Here is a 1667-nt window from a genome sequence, read left to right on the forward strand (position 1 = left end):
CGGCGTTTTTCAAGGTAGTTGTCGCGTCAACCGTCTAACTATGCTGCTTTTTTCTCAACGTTTTGCTCTCGATCCGGGTTTAACAGCACGGTGCCGATCGGTTCCCAGTTGCGTGTCTCCCTCGACCACCGCTCTGGCCTTTTCTCTCTGGCTTGCTCGTACAGCTCATGTCGCCTGGCCAGGATCTGATGGTCCAGCCCTCGATGCCGCTCAGTCGGTGTCACGAAACGTATCCGGCTGTGCCGATGATCATTGTTGTACCAACGCATGAAATCCCTCACCCAGAGGCGTGCCGCGTCAAGGCTGGCAAACCCGTCCTGCGGCCATTGCGGGCAGTATTTCAGTGTCCTGAACAGCGACTCCGAGTAAGGATTGTCGTTGCTGACACGCGGTCGCCCACGCGACGGGGTGATGCCCAGTTCATACATCTTGCTTAACAACGTCACCGATTTCATCGGCGCACCGTTGTCCGAGTGCAGCACCAGCGGCTCGTGCAAACACTGCTCGCCTATCACGCTGCGTTGCAGCAGGGCGGCGGCTTTCTCGCCGCTTTCCATCTCGTAAACTTCCCAGCCAACGGCCTTGCGGCTGTAAATATCCTCGATCAAATAGAGGTAATAATACTTGCCCCTTATCGGTGACGGCAGGTACGTAATGTCCCACGACCACACCTGATTCGGCGCTTTGGCTGCATGTGTCGTCGGTGCCGCATATCGTCTGGGACGCTGACTGCGCCCTCGACGCTGTTGTTGACCTGCGGCCCGCAAGACGCGATAAAACGTGGCCTCCGACGCCAGATAACACCCTTGATCGGCCAGCCGTGGCACGATCTGGCTGGGCGGCAGGTGAGCGTACTCAGGGCTGTTGCACAGTGTGATAATAGCTTGGCGCTCAACGTCGCTCAGTGCATTGGACGGAGTCGGCCGCGTGACCGTTGTGCGGGCATCAGCCTTGAAAACGTCTGTCTGCGTCCATCGCTGCAAGGTACGCAATGACAGGTCGATTTCCTGGCAGGCCCTTGCTTTTCGGGCTCCCTCTGCAACAGCGGTATTTAGCCAGTCAATCAGTAACAGGCGCTCAGGCAAGGACGTCAGTTGTCCTCGTCGACGGTCCCCCAGTAGTCGTTGAGCTTTTTTCGCAGCACCAACAACGCCGCGGTTTCAGCGAGCGCCTTGTCTTTGCGGCGCAGTTCGCGCTCAAGTTCCTGTATGCGTTTCTTGTCTTTGCGAGATTGCTCACGGTCTTCTTTTTGCTGGGTCTTTTCCGGCTTCTGGCCCGTGATGAACGAGTGTCGCCACGCGTTGATCTGCTCGGGATAAAGGCCTTTGCGGCGACAATACTCGCTCAGGTCGATCTCGGATAAACCGGCGGCTTCGAGCACAACAGCAAACCTGGCTTCGGCTGACCATTTTTCGGTCAGGGGAGTATTTTCAGACACTTCGTTTCCTTCATAACTGAGCTGCTTGCGCCAGTTGGACAAAGACATTTCACTGACCCCTTCGCGGCGGGAAACCTCGGCCATCGACAGGTTCAGCGGGGGGAGCAGCATCTTGAGTAATGCAGCTCTGCGTTCAGGCGAATAGTACGGCACGATCAGTCTCTTTCCGCCCCCGGTCATGCTTTTTTAGGAAAAACCGGAGAGGCGACAACTATCCTGACACCGGGGG

General features: G+C 56.9%; 1 protein-coding gene. It reads right to left on the bottom strand.

Annotation, left to right across the window (positions count from 1 at the left end):
* Window positions 1-38: 38 nt before the first annotated feature.
* Window positions 39-1618, bottom strand: a protein-coding gene (locus tag HMPREF3134_RS11875) for an IS3-like element ISPsy31 family transposase (RefSeq protein ID WP_085991147.1) whose coding sequence is annotated in 2 segments (ribosomal slippage) — window positions 39-1129 and window positions 1129-1618 — 1581 coding nt in all. Because the reading frame shifts where the segments join, the coding sequence is not laid out codon by codon here.
* Window positions 1619-1667: the final 49 nt, after the last annotated feature.

It is taken from the genome of Staphylococcus sp. HMSC14D10, assembly GCF_001808125.1.
GTDB classification, from domain to species: Bacteria; Bacillota; Bacilli; order Staphylococcales; family Staphylococcaceae; genus Staphylococcus; species Staphylococcus haemolyticus.